This window comes from Ruminococcus sp. D54t1_190329_F1 (assembly GCF_015551645.1).
Classification (GTDB): domain Bacteria; phylum Bacillota; class Clostridia; order Lachnospirales; family Lachnospiraceae; genus Blautia_A; species Blautia_A faecis.
Window position 1 is genome coordinate 13,204 of the sequence record NZ_JADNDC010000010.1, and the last position, 19,697, is coordinate 32,900.

The 19,697-nt window shown below is 40.5% G+C and carries 16 protein-coding genes; 5 read left to right on the forward strand and 11 right to left on the reverse strand.

Translation table 11 applies throughout. The features are described 5' to 3' along the window. Nucleotides 1-3 precede the first annotated feature (3 nt). The gene (locus I2D69_RS06115; RefSeq protein ID WP_195379563.1) at nucleotides 4-1,734 is read left to right on the forward strand and encodes a sensor histidine kinase; all 1,731 of its coding nucleotides are present in this window, start codon (nucleotides 4-6) and stop codon (nucleotides 1,732-1,734) included. Beyond that, nucleotides 1,731-3,299: a response regulator gene (locus I2D69_RS06120; protein WP_195379564.1), complete on the forward strand. Its 1,569-nt coding sequence runs from the start codon at nucleotides 1,731-1,733 to the stop codon at nucleotides 3,297-3,299. The genes I2D69_RS06115 and I2D69_RS06120 overlap by 4 nt, the downstream gene beginning before the upstream one ends. Nucleotides 3,300-3,464: 165 nt before the next feature. Here the strand turns inward: I2D69_RS06120 and I2D69_RS06125 are convergent, their stop codons facing one another. The 5 genes from I2D69_RS06125 to I2D69_RS06145 all read right to left on the reverse strand — a co-directional run bounded on the left by I2D69_RS06125 (nucleotide 3,465) and on the right by I2D69_RS06145 (nucleotide 6,726). After that, nucleotides 3,465-3,857 (reverse strand): VOC family protein, encoded by a 393-nt coding sequence (locus I2D69_RS06125; protein WP_148461509.1) that lies wholly within the window; start codon nucleotides 3,855-3,857, stop codon nucleotides 3,465-3,467. Nucleotides 3,858-3,995: 138 nt separating this feature from the next. Beyond that, on the reverse strand, nucleotides 3,996-4,532 hold the full coding sequence (locus I2D69_RS06130; protein ID WP_148461508.1) for a DUF3877 family protein: 537 nt from the start codon (nucleotides 4,530-4,532) through the stop codon (nucleotides 3,996-3,998). Between the two features lie 195 nt (nucleotides 4,533-4,727). Then, nucleotides 4,728-5,519 carry a GNAT family N-acetyltransferase gene (locus I2D69_RS06135; RefSeq protein ID WP_195379565.1) on the reverse strand — a complete coding sequence of 264 codons (792 nt, stop codon included), beginning with the start codon at nucleotides 5,517-5,519 and terminating at the stop codon, nucleotides 4,728-4,730. A gap of 156 nt (nucleotides 5,520-5,675) precedes the next feature. Further along, on the reverse strand, nucleotides 5,676-6,176 hold the full coding sequence (locus tag I2D69_RS06140) for a hypothetical protein (protein ID WP_227200824.1): 501 nt from the start codon (nucleotides 6,174-6,176) through the stop codon (nucleotides 5,676-5,678). A 64-nt stretch (nucleotides 6,177-6,240) separates the two neighbouring features. Continuing rightward, nucleotides 6,241-6,726, reverse strand: coding sequence for a sigma-70 family RNA polymerase sigma factor (locus I2D69_RS06145; RefSeq protein ID WP_118577634.1), 486 nt, complete (start codon nucleotides 6,724-6,726; stop codon nucleotides 6,241-6,243). A 177-nt stretch (nucleotides 6,727-6,903) separates the two neighbouring features. Here I2D69_RS06145 and I2D69_RS06150 point away from each other — a divergent pair, with 177 nt between their 5' ends. Beyond that, the gene (locus I2D69_RS06150) at nucleotides 6,904-7,443 is read left to right on the forward strand and encodes a nitroreductase family protein (RefSeq protein ID WP_118577635.1); all 540 of its coding nucleotides are present in this window, start codon (nucleotides 6,904-6,906) and stop codon (nucleotides 7,441-7,443) included. A 147-nt stretch (nucleotides 7,444-7,590) separates the two neighbouring features. Beyond that, entirely contained in the window at nucleotides 7,591-8,712 is a 1,122-nt protein-coding gene (locus tag I2D69_RS06155; protein WP_173734787.1) for a DUF362 domain-containing protein, read from the forward strand. 58 nt (nucleotides 8,713-8,770) lie between these two features. On the opposite strand, the gene I2D69_RS06160 is transcribed toward I2D69_RS06155, so the two are convergent. The 4 genes from I2D69_RS06160 to I2D69_RS06175 form a co-directional block, all read right to left on the reverse strand. Then, on the reverse strand, nucleotides 8,771-9,787 hold the full coding sequence (locus I2D69_RS06160; RefSeq protein WP_243243769.1) for a DUF4143 domain-containing protein: 1,017 nt from the start codon (nucleotides 9,785-9,787) through the stop codon (nucleotides 8,771-8,773). A 301-nt stretch (nucleotides 9,788-10,088) separates the two neighbouring features. Continuing rightward, on the reverse strand, nucleotides 10,089-11,345 hold the full coding sequence (locus I2D69_RS06165; RefSeq protein WP_226814884.1) for a transposase: 1,257 nt from the start codon (nucleotides 11,343-11,345) through the stop codon (nucleotides 10,089-10,091). A 55-nt stretch (nucleotides 11,346-11,400) separates the two neighbouring features. Then, entirely contained in the window at nucleotides 11,401-11,817 is a 417-nt protein-coding gene (tnpA, locus tag I2D69_RS06170) for an IS200/IS605 family transposase (RefSeq protein WP_148461503.1), read from the reverse strand. Nucleotides 11,818-12,321: 504 nt separating this feature from the next. Further along, complete coding sequence (locus I2D69_RS06175; RefSeq protein ID WP_195379567.1) at nucleotides 12,322-14,358, reverse strand: beta-galactosidase; 2,037 nt, start codon at nucleotides 14,356-14,358, stop codon at nucleotides 12,322-12,324. A gap of 135 nt (nucleotides 14,359-14,493) precedes the next feature. Between I2D69_RS06175 and I2D69_RS06180 the strand changes: the two genes are divergently transcribed. Then, on the forward strand, nucleotides 14,494-15,255 hold the full coding sequence (locus I2D69_RS06180) for a PIG-L family deacetylase (protein ID WP_195379568.1): 762 nt from the start codon (nucleotides 14,494-14,496) through the stop codon (nucleotides 15,253-15,255). A gap of 54 nt (nucleotides 15,256-15,309) precedes the next feature. Here the strand turns inward: I2D69_RS06180 and I2D69_RS06185 are convergent, their stop codons facing one another. Together I2D69_RS06185 and I2D69_RS06190 are read right to left on the reverse strand one after the other, a co-directional pair. After that, nucleotides 15,310-17,148, reverse strand: a complete 1,839-nt coding sequence (locus tag I2D69_RS06185; RefSeq protein WP_330656000.1) for an AAA family ATPase — start codon at nucleotides 17,146-17,148, stop codon at nucleotides 15,310-15,312. A gap of 56 nt (nucleotides 17,149-17,204) precedes the next feature. Continuing rightward, nucleotides 17,205-19,679, reverse strand: coding sequence for a glycogen/starch/alpha-glucan phosphorylase (locus I2D69_RS06190; protein WP_334285807.1), 2,475 nt, complete (start codon nucleotides 19,677-19,679; stop codon nucleotides 17,205-17,207). Between the last annotated feature and the right edge of the window lie 18 nt (nucleotides 19,680-19,697).

A 19,697-nucleotide genomic window follows, 5' to 3' on the forward strand; every position in this document is an offset into this window, starting at 1 on the left:
ATCATGTCTGCAAAACAATTGGCATTACCTGGCTTTACATTAAAAAAGAAACTGATTCTTATCATCATGTTTCTTGTATTGTTGCAAAACATTGTTTTACTTATTTTCGCCAATTACCAGTTTTCGCAAAAAGAGCTAAAAAGTTCTATAGAGCATATTCAGAATGAGTGTCATCTACTCGACAATGACATGAAAACCCAATATCATAATGTCATTCTCTGCTCAAATGAATTGATCAGTACAATCAACCAAACTCAAAGTTATTATTTTAGCAATCCGGCTAATTCCTACCTAAAGTCTGCTTTTAATTATAACCTGCACTTATTTTCTTTTGTAGACTCTGTGGTTTATCTCACTGTAAATGATAAAATTGTCTGCGCCGGTACCGACATGGAACCTGATCTCAGCAAAATCAAGGAAGAACTGCTTGATTCTATTCCTTCAACCGGGGTTCCGCAGAATCAGTTTCTCAATATACAGAAGCGTGCATATCTCGGAATCGATTCACCAGTTTTAACATTTTCAAAAAGAGTACTCAATATTAATACCGGAAAAACACTTGGTTATTTATTTTTAAACACAAAAGTTGCTACTATTTCTTCTATGTTTGACAATTTAAATCAAAACTATTATATAATCAACTCCAAACAGGGAATTGTGATTTCCAATTCAGAAAGCACTGCTTTGTGTCAGGCAGATCCTGACAGTTATTCTTTTATATATAGTGCTAAAACCGGTTCCCAGGTTATAAACATAGATAAAGAAAAGCACATGTTGACTTGGACTCCCACAGGTTTTCTTGATTATATTCTGGTCAATGAAACTCCACTAGAAAGCCTCAGATCCACTTTTGCCATAAATATGTTTTTACTGGTTCTTATCCTGATATTAAGCACAATCACTATTATTTTTCTGATTTCTGCTTTTACCAGACTTATTACAACCCCTTTGGAATATCTTTCTGAAAGAATGCAGCACGTTGAACTTGGAGATTTAAAAGTTCGCTCTAATCTTAAGCAAAACGATGAAATCGGAGATATATCCAATAATTTTAATACTATGGTTCACGAACTGGAAAAACTGACTGCACAAATCAAGCAGGATGAGCGTCAGAAACGAAAATATGAACTGTCCTTAATGCAGGCTCAGATCAATCCCCATTTCTTCTATAATGTATTGGATTTGATTTATATTTCCTGCTATCAAAAACAGGAAAAACAAGCAGCTACTGTAACAAAATATCTTGCAGATTATTATCGTTGTGTGCTCAGTAATGGAAAAGAACTGATTCCAATTCGGGAAGAATTCCGTATGCTGCAAAATTATCTGCTCATTCAGAGATACCGTTATGCTACTATTTTGGATTTCCAGATCGAAGCTGAACCAGAGGCAGAAAACTATATAATCCCCAAAATGACCTTACAGCCTCTTGTAGAAAATTCTTTATATCATGGAATAAAGGAAAAAACATCTCCGGGAATTATCACGATTATCTCCAGAGTACGGACTGACCATATTACTTTATGTGTTTGTGATAACGGAGTAGGAATGGAACAGGCAAAGCTTCGCCGTTATCTGAATTCTCCTGAAGCAGAAGATCATTTCGGACTGAAAAGTGTTTACAACCGACTTTTCCTTTACTACAATAACAAATGCAAATTTCGGATTTTCAGTCAAAAAGATACCGGTACAGCTGTTGTCATCTGTATACCAAAGAATTGGGAGGAATTATGATACGTGTATTAATAGCTGACGATGAACTATATTTTCGTAATTACATGCTTACTGCCGTAGACTGGCATTCCCTTGGTTTCCAGGTCTGCTGCCTTGCTCAGAACGGAGAGGAAGTTCTTTTTGAGCTTTCAAAAAATACTATTAATATTGTTTTTCTGGACATTAATATGCCCCATATCAATGGATTAACACTGGCAGAAAAAATCAAGGAAGAACATCCACATATTATGATTGTATTTATAACCGGATATTCCGATTTCTCATTTACCAGAAAGGCAATACAACTCCAGGTTGAAGACTATATGCTAAAGCCAATATCTCCGGATGAACTCTCTGAGCTTCTTCAAACTCTGAAACAAAAATATAAACAGAAGCAGCAGGAAACTATTCGCAAAAAAAAATTGCATGACTTTACCCTGGATAATTATATGTATTCTCTTCTTTCCTTCTCAAAAGAACCATCTGAATCTGATGATGGTGCAAAATATCTTTTTGACCAATGGAAAGTATCAGATATTTATCAGATTGCCATAGTAGAATTTAATTATATCTCCTGCCAGGAGCTTAATAAATTAAATTTATCTCTTCTGAAATTCAGTGTAAAAAACTGCCTGGATGAATTGATAAATTCAACAGTTAACTATTACTCTTTCCAGGATACTTATAATAACATTGTTTACCTTTTTAATTTTCAGACACAAAAAAGAGCGGAGAATTTTTCCTTTGATTTTATGAAAACCGTCAAAACATTCATTCAAAAATGGTTTTCTATAGACCTTGCTTTCGGAATTGGAACCATTGCAGAAGATTCTGGTCAGATAGCTGACAGCTACCAAAAGGCTTTACTTGCTTTACAATATAAGACATCGCAGGACAGTCCCATTTACCGCTATAGCAATAATAATCACATATTTTCACCACGCTTTGCTGGTTTGGATATTTACAACCGCTTTCTTATGGCATTGCGTCAGACATCATTGGAAGATGCGAAAGAAGTACTGCTGGAAATTGAACAACAGGTTTTGCTGCAGAATTCTGATATGTATACTGCTCAGCTTCTATTATCTCCGCTTTTTTCCATCATTCTTTCTTTTCTTTCTGAAAAAGAAATTAACATCAATGATGTGCTAGATAATGATCCTGTTTTATATCCAAATATTTTTCTGAAATCCTCAGCACATGACAGCTGTAATCTGTTGTTTCACATATGTCAGAAAGCGATTCTGCTTTCTGACAGTTCCAAGCCTTCACGTGCATCGGAAATAATTCATCTGGTTCAGGATTATATTCAGCAGCATTATATGGACGAAGAGTTATCAGTGAAACAAATTTCGGAAAATGTTGTTCTGGATGCCAGCTATATTCGGAAAATATTCAACAAATATATGAAATGCACCATTACAGATTATATACTTTCAGTCCGAATGGAACATGCCAGACGATTACTGGAACAGGGAAATACCAGTATTACAGAAGTTTCTTCTCTTGTCGGTTATAAAGATTCCGGTTACTTCAGCAAAGTATTCAAGAAATATTATGGAATCTCCCCTAAGCTATGCCGATAATCAGACAATGAAACTAACAGTGCTATAAGCACCTGGACGTTTACCTTTACAACAGTTAGCAAATATCCATGCGTACATGACATCTTAATTCATAGCCCACAAAACTGGGGCTGTCGCACTTGATGCAGTTCAGTGTGACAGCCCCTTTCCTGTTATAAATATCCTTTATAAGTACTGACTGAATTCAACCTTCTCTTTATTCGGTCCTTCAATAGTGAAAAACTTTACTCCGTTTTCCCAGAATGGTAAAAAATGAATACTGTCCTGTGTGGTATTCAAACCAGCCTCGTTAACGTACTGATAAATTTCTTCTATGTCCTTAACATCGAGTGCAACATGATCAATTGCACCAGCCTGAAGGACTGCTGCATGATTCTCATATGTTTCTACAACCAGAGTTCCAAGCTTCAGAAATACAACCTTCTCATCTGCCTCTTTATTAACCGTTTCAAAAGCGGTTTCAAAGCCCAGTTTGTGGTAAAAATCTACCGTTTTATCAATATCGTTCGTTGGGATTCCAATGTGCTGGACACCTGTTGAATAATTTTTCAGATCCATTTTCAATCTCCCCTTTGTAGTCTGAATGTTTTAATCTGTTTAGAAATTTGTTTTGCCAAACAGCTTTTTTACAATATACGCACAAATTTTCTTATTTGTCAAGATTGTAAATCATCACTCCAACATACTGTTTGTTTTTCAAAATCCAAAATCCTCATAATCCTCTGGCAAAAATCTATGATAAATAAAGTGAAATCCCTCATCCTTAAAGCAGTAATAATACGCGTCATCTTCCTTATCCAGAAAGCGGATATAGAAATCAAACTCCCCATTGTCCAGTTCCTGACACTCTGTTTTTTCCCAGTAGGACGCAAACAGTTCAAGCAGCTTCTCTTTCGTGCAGTCGTGCTTCTGAACCAGTTCGATGAGAACTTTAATAAATTCATTTTCTTTCATATTCTCATGCACATAAACGCTTCCCGGCTCCGGTATATAAAAACAGAATCTGTCCCCTTTATGAGACACCGCCACATCTCCCAGTTTGGAAATCAATTCTTCCGGCAGGTTCTGGAGACGGGCTTCCATTTCATCTGCGCTGTCCAGTACAGAAAAGAAATGATTCAGGGAAAGCAGCGGATAATATAAGTGAATCTTCTCTTCCTTAAATCCAAGCTTAGCCTGTTCTTCCTTTATTACATCTATTAAACTATTTTCCAGCTTCTCAAATCCAGTCATAAGTTCTCCTATTTCCTCTAAAAAGCGGCCTTACATCCCATTCTTTCAGCTGGATGCTTCCGCTGTTTTTTCAATTAGTTGACAAATTTATTCCATTTCGAGTATTTTCTTTGCTTTTTTATAACAAAAATCACAATTATATAATACTCCGTTTCAGCATTTCATATTCTATCATACTTCCCGGTTCGCGGCAACTTACTTTTTCACTTTATAAACCACATACTCATGGCTGAAATGATACCCCAGTTTCTCTGCCAGTCCTACTGACATTTTATTAGCTGCATCCCAGTTTGGATAAAGCCCACGTTTGTCACACTCCAGAAGCAGTCGCGCTGCTCCGATATATGCAAGACCTTTTCTCCGGTAGTCCTCGCGGGTTACTACCTCAATTTCAATTCCACCATGGCAGCCAAGATTCTCGTCACTTCTTCCATAACCAGAATAAGAGGAAATTCCGGCGACTACTTCCCCGCCCGTTAAAATACAAACACCAAGTCCATACTCTTTGTATTGACTATAGCTTTCGTAGTTTGCTGTCAAATCCTTACTCCACTGTGTATCTCTGCAAATTTCAAAAAGCTCCTGATCGATCAGTCTCATCTCATACTCTCCTGGCAAACTCTGTGCTACCTTCTGAAGCTGCTTTAAATCAAAAATCCCAGGTTCCTTTTTGATTGCATAACGGAGCGCTTTCTCTGCCTTCTCCCCGTAACACTCCACAATCATCTGTGCCCAGTCATCATTTTGCGGAACCAGAATCACTTCCTCTGATGCACTATTTGTCAAAGCTCCGGAAATGATCTCTGATTCCGGTTTTCCACTCAGGAAGCAGAAATCCCCAAGCATAACAACACCACTCTCCGGTTTTTCCAGAGAATCCACATATATTTTCCCCATCACTCCCTGCAATGCGGACCAGACCACACTATCCTGCCAGCCTGCAAAAAGAGCACTGGCTCTGCCCGTTTCTATTAATTCATAAATCATATTCATCCCCCTTACGTAAATCAGGCGAGAGACCTTTGCCCCTCGCCATCCTTGCTTAATTCAATTATCTAAACGAACATGTCGGTGACATCACCATATATGAAAGTCAGCTGTTCCACGCCTACCAAACGCTTTAGAGCGTGTTTGAAAAAAGCTCTACGGTTCTATATATTTATCATTTGAAAAAGTGTACCCATTCTTATATTTCACCGTTAAATAGAATGTCTCTTTTCCATCTGTAACCTTTACAAAACAAACATTATTATCATCAAATTTGTCGGTAATGTCAATACTCTGATTATGAAAATAAACCCATACGCTTCCATCTTCTTCGTATTCTACATCAGGAGAATTGATTTCCTCCATAAGCTCTTCCGCTGTAAGAGCGCGCTGAGTTCCGTCAGCATCAATAGATACTCCACCGCCACCGGTTTGATGAAGTGTGCCATCCTCATTATAGTATTCCATAGTATAAGTACCGTCATTGGAAACATCTAAGGTCGCCTGTGTCTGATCACCATGAAGCCAGATCTGAACCGTGCGCTGGATACCTCCAACATTCGCTGCATATGCAGTACCGGTTCCTCCAAGGATAATACAGCCTGCAATCACTGCAGCTGCAGTTTTCATTTTTGTTCTTTTCTGTAATTTTGCCATATTTTCAACCTCCTGTAATGAGCCCTTTGAAGTCTGCAATACGGAAAAAGCTTTTTTATATTTTTCACCATTCGTCATTTTCCCATTCCTCCTTTAAAGAATCCTTAAGCAAGGCTCTTCCCCTGGAAAGCCGAACCTTTACATTGCTTTCTGAAAGCTTCAGGATTTCGGCTATTTCCCTGACGAGATAATCTTCGTAATAAAACAAGTGAATCACAATGCGGTACTTGTCCGGAAGCTTCATTACCTCTTCAAACAAATCTCTTGACTGGGAATCTGGAAAAGAAAGAGTTTCCATATAATCCTCCAGAGAGCATTTATTTTTCTTCCAGAAAGTCCTGTTTATATTTTTCGCCTTATTGATAACCACACGAAGGAGCCATGCCCGGATGTGCTGCTCATTTTCAAATTCTTTTCTGCTGGTGTAATACTGAACAAACGTCTCCTGAACAGCATCCTCCGCATCCATCTGATTCTGACAAATATTAAACGCTGCGGTAAAAAGATTGTTCTGGTAGAGCTGGATCAGCTGTTGAACTGGTTGTCTCATGAGAACTCCTCTGGCTGCTGATCAGTATGAAAAGCAGCGGTCTGTTATTTTCTTGTGTCGGGTACCTTCACTAATTATACAAATAAATAGGGAGAAAGGTTACAAAAAATTTTAACTTTTCACATCCAATGAATTATGCTAAAATACAGCCAAAACATACTTTAAGGGGGCTTTTTCATGGAATTTCAGACACTTATTGAGAACAGAAGATCTGTGCGTAAGTACAGTTCCCATACAAATGTTACTAAAGAGCAGATCCAGCAGCTTGTACAGGCCGCTTTGGAAGCGCCATCATGGAAGAATACAGAAACAGGTCGTTATTACTGTGTTTTATCAGCGGACATGAGTCAGAAGCTTCGTAAGGAATGCCTGTGTTACGCTAATAACGATGTAAAAACTGAGCATGCAGCTTTAATCGTCACCACCTTCGTACATAACCGTGCCGGTTTCCAGACAGACGGCACTCCTGATAATGAGATTGGAAATGGATGGGGCTGTTACGACCTTGGTCTTCAGAACGAAAACCTGATTCTGAAAGCCACAGAGCTTGGTCTTTCCACTCTGATTATGGGACTTCGGGATGGGGACAAAATTCGTGAAATGCTTTCTATTCCGGAAAGTGAAACCATTGTTTCCGTTATTGCTGTGGGAAAAGCCGATGAGGAGCCCAGCCGTCCGAGACGCAGAGAGTTGGAGGATGTTCTGAAGTTCTTTTAAAACGTGTTTGAAAAGGCTTTCTGCAAGATGTGAGTTACAATTTGTGGGAACGATTTTGAGGACACGCTATAGTACAAAAATAACTTGACATTAAAGCAATCACAAGAATAATATGAAGATAAATAAAAATCAGAAATGAGGAATTTTATGGAAAAATCAACTGTATATTTCACTGACTTCCGCTGTAAAGTCGGCACAAGCCAGCTGGACAAGCTGAAAAAGCTTTGCATCGCAGCAGGAATCAAAGACATCGATATGGAGGGTAAATTCGTTGCCATCAAAATGCATTTCGGCGAACTTGGAAATCTTGCTTTCCTGCGCCCCAATTATGCAAAAGTAGTAGCCGATCTTTGTAAGGAGCTTGGAGGAATGCCGTTTCTTACTGACTGTAACACCCTTTATCCGGGAAGCCGTAAGAATGCCCTGGAGCACATGGATTGTGCGAATCTGAATGGCTTTAATACTATCACCACTGGTTGTCAGATCATTATCGGTGACGGACTTCGCGGTACAGATGATGTAGAAGTTCCTGTAGAGAATGCGGAGTATTGTCCAACTGCCAGAATCGGCCGTGCTGTAATGGACGCTGACGTATTCATCAGCCTTACTCATTTCAAGGGACATGAAGCCACCGGTTTCGGCGGCGCAATCAAGAATATTGGTATGGGCTGCGGAAGCCGTGCCGGAAAAATGGCTCAGCACAATAGTGGTAAACCAGTTATCGAAACAGACCTTTGCCACGGCTGCAAACGCTGCGCAAAAGAATGCGGAAGTGATGCTATTACATATCCAGAGAAAAAAGCTGTCATTGATTATGATAAATGCAAGGGCTGTGGCCGTTGTATCGGTGCCTGCAGTTTTGATGCAATTCACAACCCGCACAGCAATTCCAATGAGCTTCTCTGCCGTAAAATGACAGAGTATGCACAGGCAGTCTGTCATGGGCGCCCATGCTTCCATATCGCTCTGGTTCAGGACATCAGCCCTAACTGTGACTGCCACGGCGAAAATGACGCTCCGATTCTTCCGGATATCGGAATATTCGCAAGCTTCGATCCCATCGCTCTTGATCAGGCCTGCGTAGATGCATGTCTTGCTGCAGAACCAATCCGCAACAGCCAGCTTGGCGACAACCTTGCGAAACCGGAATGGCATTGCCACCACAACCACTTTATGGATTCCAATCCGAATGTGGAGTGGGAAGCAACTCTGGATCATGGTGAGAAGATTGGACTTGGAACAAGAAGCTATGAACTGAAGAGAATTTAATTAATAAACAGCTGCCGCATTATCAAAACACTTTGAACAATGCGGCAGCCGTTTAACTTTAACCTTTTTTTGCCAGATATCTTTTAATCAAAAAGGAGCAGAAATATGGAAATGTATAAATGCCATTTTCTATTCCCACATTGCTGTCAGCCAGTTTTATTCCCCACTTAATATCGCTGTAACTTTCATTATCAATCAGTTTTCTTAAAGATTTTGAGCGATTTTTATTTGCCTTTACTTCAACCGGAACCAGTTCATCTTTTGTCCTGACAAAAAAATCTTCTTCCAAAGTTGCATTTTCTTTTTTGTAATAATATAATCCTAATCCTTGTTTCAGAAACGCCTCTGCAACGAAATTTTCATATAAAGCCCCCTTATAAACACCCATATTTTTATTTGCACGTAAATCTTCCTGCGCTTCTTCATCTAAAGAGGCAATTAGCAGGCCAGTGTCTGGATAGTACAGCTTAAACTTCAATTCATCATAATTTCCTTTTAACGGCAATTCCGGATATTCCAGACAGTAGCAGACAGAAACAACTCCCGCATCCTTAAGCCAGTCAATACAGCCCGAATACTCTCTGCTTCTTGCGTTTTTCTCAATTTTACTCAACTGGAATTTTTTATTCTCTTTTGCCAGCTGTACCGGAACGCTTCGATATACACTGGCAATCTTCGTTTGGTCTAACCCTTCTGCATATTTTCTGATATCTTCTTCATAATCTAATTGAATCTGATGCTGAATTTCCAAAGTATCAGAAAATGTATTCGTTTCTATATATTGTCTGATCACTGCTGGCATGCCCCCAAGCACGCAATATTCAAGAAACATTTTTTTGTAAACAGACAGCTCTGTATCAGAAAATGCTTTCCCAGAACACATATGTTCCAGGATCTGTTCGATGTGTAAATCTGAGTAACCCTTTGCCCAGAGAAACTCCTCAAAATCCATGGAAAACATTTCGTAATCTGTTTTATAGCCAACGCTATTGCTGTGGATCTTTTTATAGTTAATTCCAAGTAGAGATCCGCTGCAAATTACATCAAATCTTCCATCCAGCTTAAAAGCCTTCAAAGAAGTGGCAATATCCGTCACTTAATATAGTTTTATACTGCCCCTCCAGCACAAAATTTATAAAAACTATATTCTCATAATTTTCACTTGCAAAATGAACAATAGATTCCGTTTTCCCAATCTGTCTTGCACCTTTAATGATTAGCGGAAGCCTGTTTTCTTTATCCTTCCACTGTCTTAAATAACTATCTACCTTTCTCGTGAACTACTCGGCAACTAAGTTACCAGAGTATCTGAAATCTGGCGGGATACCGCCTTTTTTCAGGGTGCGTCCATGACACCAATACTGCTTGCCTTTCGGCTATACAGCTACTTTTATTATTTCTGGATTTTTTAGTCCGGTTACGGACAGTTCCTTCTGCTTTCCGGATACGGAAAGATATTTCCGCAGGATATTAAATGCTCCTACTGCATCGGCATTATATCTTACTCCGTTGGTTATATATATGCCCCGTTCTTTTCGGTTTGATGCTTCTGCATATCTTTTTGATACTTCTGGTGCTAACGGACTGCACTGGCTGGTATAGTTTTCTTCCCGTTTTATCAATTGTATTCCATACAGTTTCAGCTTATATTCCAGCATGATATACAGCTTGTTATATGGCAGTTCGTGTAACTTCTGGTTGGTCTTATGCCCCATATCATTTTCTTTGCGGATGTTTCGGATGTCTCCCACAACCACACAGCGGATGTCTTCTTTTCTGCAGTATTCTGCAATCCATCTGGTCACTTTATGAAGATAATCCTTCACTGCATTCTGCTTTTTCCTGTAAAGCCTCTGGATATGTTTCGATGATCTTGGATATTTTATCCCTCTTTCCGACTGCTGTGCATACCATACAGACTGTACTCTGGCAATCTCTTTATGAAAATATCTTTCCAACGAAAGATATTTCCTTCCCAGGATAAAAGTCCGGCCATTTCCGGAATCATAACAGGTCATCAGATTATGAAGCCCAAGATCAACAGATAAATAATGTCCATTCTGAGAAAGCTGTTCCGGCTCTTCAATCTCATAGATAACAATAAGGTCACATGTTCCATTTTCCGGCGGATAGATCCGCAGCTGTTTTATATGATCCATGTCCCTGAAAATCTTATTTTCAAGATATAGAAATTTTTCATGGATCCCGTATGTTTCTTCCATATAGCTTTTCAGATCTTTTGGCAGCGACAGACGCAATTGATCTGAACCTTTCTCATGCCGGATCCCCATCTGCATGTATGTAACCGGGATATTGTCCTGTTTAAAACGGGGCGGATTTGGAGCTTTGATTCCTCCGGTCTTTTTCAGGACATAAAAAGATTTCCATGCCTTGTCCAGCTGCTTGCAGGTCTCCTGCGCTGTCTGTGACGGAAGCTGTTTATACCACAGATTTTCTTTATGTGCTTTTTTCTGATAATACCAGTCAGGATACTTTTCCAGTCCCAGTTCTTTATAATGATGGCGTTCATAGTTGCAGACATTCCAGAGTTTGGAAGCTGCATAACACATATGTCCTATAATGTTGGAATATTCCGGCCGGATTTTTACAGATGTCCTGTGTGACAGCAGCATTCCTCTTTCCCCCTTCCAGCAGCTATGCAGATAAAAATTTACCCTTCACCTTGATTTAATACGATTTGCTCTGATGTTCAATATAACGGCGGATATTTTCTTCAGATACAGACCCGATTGTTTCCACATAATAGGAATGATTCCATAGCTCTCCCTTCCACAGCTGGTTTCTTATTTCCGGAAAACGTTCGAATAATTTTCTGCCGGTGATCCCTTTCAGATACTTGACAATTGCTGTTATAGACAGCTTTGGTGGAGCTGATACAAAGCAATGGACATGGTCTCCTTCACCACATTCAAATAAATGAACAGTAAAGCCCTTATCCTCAGCAATCTGCTGCACCAGTTCCTGAAGGTATTCCTCAATATCTGGGGTTAATATCTTCCGTCGGTATTTCACCGACCATACCATATGGTAGTTAATATTACATACACAAGTTCTATAATGTATTAGATTTTCTTTCATACATATAGTATAACATAATGAATTGAAACATGCAATGAAAACCGAACATATTTTCGACTTGTTGTATGCCGGTTACGGCATTAATATCAAAGAGCTTAATATCAAAGAGTAAAGAGATTATTATATTATTTCAATGTGCAGATATGCACAATTCTACGCTTTCATCTCGGTAATTGAATTGCCGAGGATTCCCGCTTATCGTCCTAAAATACATAGTCTCACCCCTTCAAGAAAAGTCATCACGTTTTATAAGCTTTTATTCGCAATTTTCTCACGTTTTTCATTACTATCTTAACACAAAAATCACGTTTTATGTGCATTAAATTATTTAGACCTATATCCGCTTTCCTTACAACCACAATCAGACCAGGCAGAAAGCCGCCAGCATATAAACCAACACACGGACCAAACAAATCACGCTACTGGTGTTCCAAACAAATACTGGTAACACAAAAAGTTCCGGTAACCGATGTCTTTCCACCGTTTACCGGGACTTTTTATGGTTTCTTTTTAAGCTTCTTCCACGATTTTCACACCCCATGCAGGCATTTGGAGAGCGGTGCCATTTTCTACGGCGGTGTTTTCTAACAGCTCTATGCCATTTTTATAATCATAAGGCATTTCCAGTTCCATACCAGAATAATTCAAGAAATAACAAACAGTTTTTCCCAGATCATTCAAACCTTTTCGCACAATAATTGGGTAGTGGTATTCTGGGATTTCTACGTCTGCTTCCGGGAGCACGGCTTTATAAACGGACTTCAGGGTTTCCTCGTCTGTCATGCAGCCGATGTATACGGCCTGGCCTTTTCCGTAGTGGTTTCGGGTGATAGCGGCGTAATCTTTCCAATTATAGTGCTCGTAAGATGCCAGCACTTCTGCTCCTTCCGAAACCAGAAGCTCCATAAATACATTCGCAGCTGGGTGTGCATTGCCTTTCTGATCTGTTTTTTTCAGAATAACTTCCCCTGTTAAGCCCACATTTTTCGGGAAAGTGAACTGATCGTAATGGACTCCGAAGCAGTTGCTCAGAATATGCGGCTGCACCTCATGGCTTACCTTCACATTTTCATTTGCAAAAGCAGTTTTAAAGGATGCAATCAGGGTTCCGCCATTTTCCACATACTGATTTAACCGTATGAGAAGCTCATCAGGTGCCGCATAAAGGGCTGGTACTATAATTGCTTTATATTGATCCAGATTCTCGGACTCTGGCCAGATGAAATCGCATTCTATGTTCATGTGATACAGAGTATCGTACATCCAACGCATAACGTCATTATAATAGATACTCTTAGCATCCGCGCCGGGTGCCTGTTCCTGGATTCGGAACCAGTTCAGAGCAGTAAGTGCTTCATTGCTGACCAGTACTGCCACTTCATTTTTCTTCTTCAGGTTAACCAGATGTTTTCCAAGGCGGGCAAACTCGTTACCAATTATGCAGGCTTCCCTGTAAGTGGCATTCTCCTGAAAATCATGACTAAGAATTCCCTTCCAGTAGGTTTCACAGGCATTGTGAATGGAATGCCAGTGCCAGTACATCACACTATTCGCTCCCGATGCCAGGTGACTGTATGCCTGTAATCTCAGCTGTCCTTTATATGGTGTCCATCCAGGAAATCCCTGTGCTTCGGTTTCAATTACCAGATAGTTATCCTGTTTCAGGGAGCGGATCAGATCTCCGCCGAATGCAATTTCTACGCCAGTGAGGTCGTCCTGTGTAGGATGGTAAATATCGGTTCCTGCAATTGTCAGGCACTGGGACGCATGCAGATGGTTTACATAAGGCTGAATGCCATAGGAATATCCACGCCACTCAAAATCCAGATTATGGGTTACAAACTGGTCTTCTCTTCTATATTCATTTACAATATCAGCCTGCCAGCCGAGGAATTTGTCCACCAGAGTTCTCTGGAATTTCTCAAATTCTGCGCCAAGGCTTCCGTTGATGGTTCCGCGCACATCTGGAAAATCCTCCCAGGCGTTGATTCGATTGCTCCAGTAATCCAGGCCAAATTCGTAATTCAGGGCATCCAGATCATCATGGAATTTTTCACGAATATATTTCACAAACTGCTCCTGCACGTTTTTTCCAGCAGTTCCGTAATATTTCGTCTCATTATCCAGCTGGAAACCGATGACGCACTTTCTATGTGCTGTGAGCTTCATCAGTTCTCGGATTACACGCTCCGCATAGAAAAGGTACACCGGATGGGTAATGTCCATGATCTGACGGGCGCCGTAAATGCCTCTTCCTCTTACTGTTTCAGCCAGTACATCCGGATGTGCCTTCACCATCCAGGTAGGCACAGCATAGGTAGGTGTACCGATAATCACATTGATTCCTGCCTCTTCCATGGCATCCATTACTCTTTCCACATGGGAAAAATCAAATACTCCTGGCTGCGGCTCGCAGGTGCTCCAGGTAGACTCGGCAATTCGAACGGTATTGATTCCCGCTTTTTTCATCATTTCCACATCTTTATCCAGGCGATCATACGGCATATACTCATCATAATATGCTGCTCCGTAAAGAAGTTCTTTCATATTCATCCTCCATTGTTTTTTATGGTATTATATCTTAGCTTGTAACTTATCTCAAATATAGTATAATTGTTACAAATAATCAATTTCATTTTCGATTTCGTCTATACAAATAAACTCAGAAATGGAGTACCTAATATGAAAAATATTTTTTCTGCCAGTTCCAGCACTGTCGATCTTTTTTCCTGGTCAGTGCGGCACTGGAAACAGTTACTGGCGGCAATTGTAATACTAAGCGCGATTGCCTTTGCCGGACATAAGCTTTATCTTTTTTATCCTTACCTGAATCTGCCCCATGTAACTACTGCCGATCTGGACGCCCTTGATCTGGATGGTTACGACAAGGTGATGTTTGTGGCACACCCAGATGATGATCTGCTCTGGGGAGGACGGCATTTGATTGAGGAGAAGTATCTGGTAGTATGTATGACCCGTGGAAATGATCCGGTTCGAAGCGCAGAATTTAAATCCGTAATGAAAGCTACCGGGGACAAATATCTGATTCTTTCCTACCCTGACAAAATCGGAAAAGATCGCAGCAGCTGGAACTACTGGAAAAAAGATATGGAAGCAGATATTGCCACAGTCCTGAACTACAAAGACTGGAAACAGGTTGCCACTCACAACGCAGACGGCGAGTACGGCCATCACCACCACCAGATGACTCACCAGCTTGTAAAAAAAGCCTATAAAGAGACAGACTGCAATGCTGATTTCTATTCTTTTGGAAAGTATTATGTAAATGATAAGGTTCCCTACGACCTTGAAGAAATGCCGAAAGACCTCTACATCCAGAAGCGCAAACTAGCCAAACTCTACACCAGTCAGCGGACTACCGTAAGGAAAATGTATCATATGCTGGCCTATGAGTACTGGCAGGAAATAGCAATAGAAAAATAATGTATAACACCAACGGGCAGGCAACTCAACTAAGAGCTGCTGCCCGTTCCTGATTTATTCCTGCTCAATCAGCACTTTCTTTCCCCAAAATGCAAATCCCAAATGTCTGATATTTTCTTTTCGAATTCCCCGTGCCATAAGCTCCGCATCATAATTTCTTTCCGCAATCTGCTGCAAAGCATTCTGTGCGGTTTCCTCCAAATCCTTTTCACGCTTTGCTTTATGCACTTTAAATTCTATTACATATGCTCTTTTATTTTTCTCCAGGGGCTCCATCATAATATCGTACCGTCCCAGACCGCTTTCCCGGTTAGAGGTAATTCTGTATTTATCTGCAAGGTCAACCATCAGCCCCAGTACAAAACCATGGTAAAACCGCTCCGGTTCCTCCTGCTCTTCTGCCTTTTTTCCAGTATCAAAAAAGCTGAAAGTCTGCATCGCAACCTGATTCATATACTGATTCATGTAATCCAGGTCATCTGACAATAATGCTTTAATAAAATCGTTGTACCTTACGGACACATTACCAAACCATCCCTGAATCATGCGGCGAAACATGTTCTGTACTTCAAAATTAGTCAGAGAAAGAATATAGTTTCCACCAGCGCCATCTTTTGAAGCTTTATTTACCTTCAAATATCCACAGGCCAGCAACAGACTCCACACAGCCGCACTGTTATTTTCCAGCTGCTCAAAAATGATTTCTTCATCAATGGCAGTTTCTATGGTCTTTCCCTCCAGCAAATCTTCCATAGCAATTTTGATATCTGAAGTACCGCCTTGAATCAGCTTATCAATCAACGAATTGGAGCTGGTATTAACCCAATAGCTGTCAAATTTCCCAGTATCCAGATATTTCGTAATAGACCAGGGATTGTAAATATCACTCTTATTTCCAAAGCAAAAACCATCGTACCATTTTTTCACATTATCCGCCTGATCCTGGAGTCCAAACAGCTGCAGGGCATTTCTCACTTCCTCCTCCGTAAAACCAAAAGAGGTGCTGTATTTATTTGAGGTGGTTGTCACTATTTCCAGATTATTAAGATCGGAAAAAATAGATTCCTTGCTGACCCGTGTGATTCCAGTTAGCAATCCACGTTCCATATATGGATTGGTTTTAAACGTATAATTAAACAGACTGCTCATAAAAGAGGTCAGTTCATTCCAGTACCCTTTCACATAAGCTTCCTGCAGCGGCGTATCATATTCATCCAGCAGAATCAACACTTTTTTCCCATAATACAGACTCATACAAAGAGATAATCTCCGAAGCGCCATAGCTGCAATGGTATTGGACATTTCACCATTCACATAGTCAAAATAGGCCTTTTCCTTCTCATTCAGTGCATCACTCTGGCGCAGATAATCATACTTCGCGTATAGATCCAGGATGGTCTGCACGATTCCTTCGCGCACATCGGAATAAGTATCGCCTTTCACAGAAGCGAAACTAAGAAAAATCACCGGATATTTGCCGTGAAGTTCCCAGTACTTCTCTTCTTTCCAAATCTCAAGCCCTGTAAAAAGATTCTCCTCCGCCTTGGATTGAATTGAGAAAAAATTCTCCACCATACTCATGTTCAAGGTTTTGCCAAAGCGTCTGGGGCGGGTGATCAACGTAACTGTATCCTGATTTTCCCACCATTCTTTGATAAACGCTGTCTTATCAATATAAAAATTATGATTCTCCCGAATGGATCTGAAATCCTGATTTCCAATGGATACGATTGGTTTCATAACAGCCTCTGACCTCCTTATCCGCATTTTTCCCACACTGATATGTATATATTCATTATGGCACACTTGAATGGTAAACTCAATCTGAAAAAATTCATATTTACTGTAGCGGAAAAAAGCTGCATCCACACCAACCTTTTCAGGTTCTGGCATGGATACAGCTTTTATTATTTCTTATAATCTTTTTCGCAAAATAAATTTGCCCTTATTTATTTCTCAGCAGCCTCGCTCTTGGTTACAGTAACCTTATCCAGATGCCAGATATCATCTACATACTCCTGGATGGTTCTGTCAGAGGAGAATTTACCACTGCATGCAGTGTTCAGAAGCGCCATCTTCGCCCACTTCTTCTCATCCTTGTAAGCTGCCTCCACTCTCTTCTGAGCCTCAGCATAGGATCTGAAGTCTCCGAGAATGAAATACTGGTCTGCTCTGGAGCAGTTCTTAGTGTTCAGAAGAGAATCATAGATATCTCTGAACAGCTCTGTATCGCTGGAGAAGGTTCCATTGATCAGCTGCATCAGTACCTGACGGATCTCAGCATCTGTGTTGTAGATAAAGTCTGGATCGTATCCGCCATGGTTCTCATAATTAATGATCTGGTCAGCGCTCATACCGAAGATGAATGCGTTCTCCTGACCAACTTCCTCAACGATCTCTACGTTTGCACCGTCCATGGTTCCAAGTGTAGGAGCACCGTTCAGCATGAACTTCATGTTACCTGTACCGGAAGCCTCTTTACTTGCAGTAGAAATCTGCTCGGAAACATCTGCTGCTGCAAAGATCATCTCAGCATTAGATACTCTGTAGTTCTCGATAAATACAACTTTGATCTTGCCGCCAATTGATGGATCGTTGTTTACAACATCTGCTACGCAGTTGATCAGTTTGATGATCTTTTTCGCACGCTCATATGCTGCAGAAGCTTTTGCACCAAAGATGAAGGTTCTTGGATAGAATTCCATCTCCGGATGTAATTTAATCTGGTTGTACAGATAGATTACATGAAGGATATTGAGAAGCTGTCTCTTATACTCATGAAGTCTCTTAACCTGTACATCGAAAATGGAGTGAGGATCAACTTCAACACCATTGTGCTCCAGAATATATTTTGCAAGACGCTGTTTGTTCTGGAATTTAATATTCATAAACTCCTGAAGTGCTTTCTCATCATCAACATATACCTTCAGCTTGCTGATCTGGGAAAGATCTGTGATCCAGTCTGGTCCAATATGGTCTGTGATCCATGCAGCAAGATTCTGGTTTCCGTGAAGAAGGAAACGTCTCTGAGTGATACCGTTGGTTTTGTTATTAAATTTCTCCGGCATCATCTCATAGAAATCTTTTAACTCCTGATTCTTCAGGATTTCTGTATGAAGTCTTGCAACACCATTTACAGAGAAGCCTGCAACGATTGCAAGGTGAGCCATCTTAACCTGTCCGTCATAGATGATTGCCATCTTTTTGATCTTCTCATAGTTTCCAGGATATTTATTCTGTACTTCAATGATAAAACGACGGTTAATCTCTTCTATGATCTGATATACACGTGGAAGAAGTCTGGAAAACAGCTCGATCGGCCATTTCTCAAGAGCTTCAGCCATAATAGTATGGTTGGTGTAAGCAACACATTTGGTAGTTACAGCCCATGCATCATCCCAGCCAAGACCTTCCTGATCCATAAGAAGACGCATAAGCTCTGCAACTGCCATAGTCGGATGAGTATCGTTCATCTGGAATACGACTTTCTCGTGGAGCTTCTTAATATCATTATGTGTTTTCTTATATTTCTCAATTGCAGCCTGAATACTTGCAGATACGAAGAAGTACTGCTGTTTCAGACGAAGCTCTTTACCGGACATTTTATTGTCGTTCGGATAAAGAACGTTTACGATATCCTTTGCGAGGTTCTCCTGCTCAACGGCTTTCTTGTAATCACCTTTGTCAAAGGAATCAAATCCAAATTCTTCGATAGCAGCTGCATCCCAGATACGAAGTGTATTTACTACATTGTTCTCGTATCCAACGATTGGCATATCGTATGGGATAGCCTTTACTGCCTGGTATCCTTCATGGATAAATTTGTTCTGACCGGTTGCCTGGTCATATTCAACTCTTACATATCCACCAAAATGTACCTCTTTTGCATACTCCGGACGACGGAGCTCAAATGGATAGCCTTCCTCAAGCCATGCATCCGGTACTTCAACCTGGTATCCGTCTCTGATTTCCTGTTTGAACATACCATAACGGTAACGGATTCCGCAGCCATATGCACTGTATCCAAGTGTTGCAAGGGAATCAAGGAAGCATGCTGCAAGTCTTCCAAGACCACCGTTTCCAAGAGCCGGATCCGGCTCCTGATCCTCAAGTGCATTGATGTCGATTCCAAGCTCTTCAAGAGCCTCTTTCACCTCACCGTATGCACCAAGGTTTAAAAGGTTGTTTCCAAGGGCACGTCCCATAAGAAACTCCATGGACATATAATATACGATCTTCGGATCCTGCTTTTCATAAGCGTTCTGTGTATCAAGCCAGTTATCGATGATCACATCCTTCACTGTGTAGCTTACTGCCTGGAAAAGCTGCTCCTGAGTTGCCTCTTCAAGCTTTCTGCGATAAAGAAACTTAACGTTGTCTTTTACACTTTTCTTGAAGGTTTCTTTGTCAAACTGTTTGTCAATCATTTTGATCCTCCTGTT